At 47.1% G+C, this 2815-nt stretch carries 2 protein-coding genes; both read right to left on the reverse strand.

Annotation, left to right across the window (positions count from 1 at the left end):
• Positions 1-431 precede the first annotated feature (431 nt).
• Positions 432-1772, reverse strand: a complete 1341-nt coding sequence (locus CIK04_RS03100; RefSeq protein ID WP_097353739.1) for an MBL fold metallo-hydrolase RNA specificity domain-containing protein — start codon at positions 1770-1772, stop codon at positions 432-434.
• A gap of 66 nt (positions 1773-1838) precedes the next feature.
• Complete coding sequence (locus CIK04_RS03105; RefSeq protein WP_053543349.1) at positions 1839-2135, reverse strand: GIY-YIG nuclease family protein; 297 nt, start codon at positions 2133-2135, stop codon at positions 1839-1841.
• Positions 2136-2815 lie beyond the last annotated feature (680 nt).

Consider the following 2815-nt stretch of genomic DNA (forward strand, 5'->3'; position numbering starts at 1 on the left):
CACTCGCTGTACGATGGATCCCCGCGTTCGCGAGGATGACGAACTGAGAGATAGAAAGAGGCTAACAAACCGAAGTTGTAAAGAAGAAATTTGAATAACAAAGGATAAGATGAGACAAGACACATCAGCAGCGACACTATCCCGTAAAAACTCAGCACACCGCCGCCATACCACCCATCGTCATTCCCGTGCACACTAGAATCCATTTATCCACACGCGCCGGATGTCGCGTTTGGAAACCCCCTTGCCACAACCAACAACAACATAGAGCAATACCGGTAACAAAGCGGTAATACCGAGCTACAACACTCGCAGTACGATGGATCCCCGCGTTCGCGAGGATGACGAGCGGAGAGAGAAAGGACTAGAGACTAGAAACTGAAGCAAGTAAAAGACAGAAATGGAGAGTATCAACAAAAGAAACGAGGAACCTAAAGCTGCATTGCTCGAAGCAGACTTAGCTTTGCTTCCTCTTCACCATGGATCAAATGAATCTCCTTCGGCTTTTGCGCAATACCTTGAATAAACGCCAGTAGATCGGCTTGGTCTGCATGGGCCGAGTAGCCAGACATCGTATGTATCTGAGCTCGAACTTCCACCATTTCGTGCTCAATTTGTACCGTTTTCGCGCCAGATTGAATCTCACGGCCCAAAGTACCATTCGCCTGATATCCAGCAAACAACACATCAGTACACTCATCTGGCAACAACGCTTGGAGATAGTCCATAATCCGGCCACCTTGGCACATTCCTGATGCGGCAACCACAATAGCAGGCTCCCCTGTCGAGGCAAGACGATTCACTAATGCTTTATGTTGGCGATAATCATCTATCGTTATGCACTGCTCAAAGGCCAACGGATAACGATGGACCTCCAGCCGACGCTTCGCCTCCTTTCCCCATAGTTTTTTAAAGCGGCGATACGATTGAGTTACTCTTTTAGCTAATGGCGAGTCGAGAATAATAGGGATATCGGTGCCGATATTATGCTCAAATATCAACTGCTCAATATCAAACAACAACTCTTGTGTGCGGCCGACACTAAACGCAGGTATCAAGATGCTACCACCGTCTTGCAATGAGCGATTGATGATCGACTTGAGGCGCTCTCCTCTTTCTTCAACGCTTTCATGCAATTTGTCGCCATAAGTGCTTTCTATATACAGATAATCGGCTCGAGGAGGAGAAATGGGATCTGGCAGTAGTGGCGTATTTCGAGGCCCTAAGTCCCCCGAGAACACCACAACTTCGTCGCTTGGTAGCTTAAACTCCAAATAGGCCGATCCCAGTATATGACCTGCAGGATTAAAACGCAGATAGAGGTAGTTTTCTAAAGCATGGGCAGTGGATCGCGAAGCACGATAACCATTTTTTACACAAGGAGTCAGTCTTAACCACTCTCCATACTTCACAGGTTTTAAGCTTTTTTTGACCAAATCGAGCACTTGGTGTAACTGTTTTTGGTTTAAGCCGAGTTGTAACCTTAGCCCATCCTCCAACATCAGCGGAACGAGTTCAGCGGTTGCTTCCGTACAGTAGATAGCGCCAGAAAATCCTGCTGCGAGTAGCCAAGGAATACGACCAATATGATCAATGTGCGCATGAGTCAGCACTAAAGCATCAATATGTTTGACTGGGAAATCTACTTCCGGTGGCCGCGCATCTTTCCCTTGGAAAAGCCCACAATCGATTAAGATCGCGATAGCCGCAGCACGAAACTCATGACAAGAGCCTGTAACGGTATCCTTTCCCCCATGGTGAATAACTTGCATGCTTAGTCCTTGCTCCCCTAAAGCACTCCTCCACAACGAAACTGCGCAATGTTAATCACGCAGTGGTCAGGCCGTTGTACGGAGACTTTCATACAGATCCAACCAATGAGGATTGGCGCTTTCAATTAATTGAATCTTCCACTGTCGGTTCCACTTTTTTAGCCGCTTCTCTCTTAAAATCGCATCAGTCATGGCTTCAAACTGTTCAAAGTATACAAGATGCGCCACTCGATACTTTTTGCTAAAACCGTCCGTTTCACCATTCTTATGTTGCCAAATGCGCTTCATGAGATCACCAGTCACACCAATATATAAAGTGCCATAGGGCTGACTTGCCAGAATATACACACATGGAAGGCTCACCGAGTTTCTCCTAGTCACTCTATTGGTTTTGATGAATCAACTTAATAGGGAAACTAACACGCCAGTAACAAGCTATTTGTGAAGATGAAGAAACACGCGAGGAAGTTGGCAAAAATACATACTAAGGCGACATTTACACTACCAACCGTTATTTCCACCAATGTAGTACTTTACAGCTGCCGCACCACCAGCTGTCATTCCCGTGCACACGGGAATCCATTCATCCACACACGCCAGATGTCACGTTTGGAAACACACTCGCCCCAACAGACAACAACATAGAACAACCCAACAACACATGCAATGAAGCGGTAATACCGAGCTACAACACTCGCTGTACGATGGATCCCCGCGTCCGCGAGGATGACGAGCTGAGAGACAGAAAGAGGCTGACAAACCTAAGTTATAAGTAAGAAGTTGTAATAACAAAGGATGAGATGAGACAAGACACATCAACAACGCCACTATCCCATAAAAACTCAGCACACCGCCGCCACGCCACCCATCGTCATTCCCGTGCACACGGGAATCCATTCATCCACACACGCCAGATGTCGCGTTTGGAAATGCACTCACCCCAGACAACAACATAGAGCCAAACTGACAACAACACTGGCAATGAAGCGGTAATACCGAGCTACAAGACTCGCTGTACGATGGATCCCCGCGTTCGCGAGGAT

Source organism: Vibrio sp. 03_296 (genome assembly GCF_002265885.1).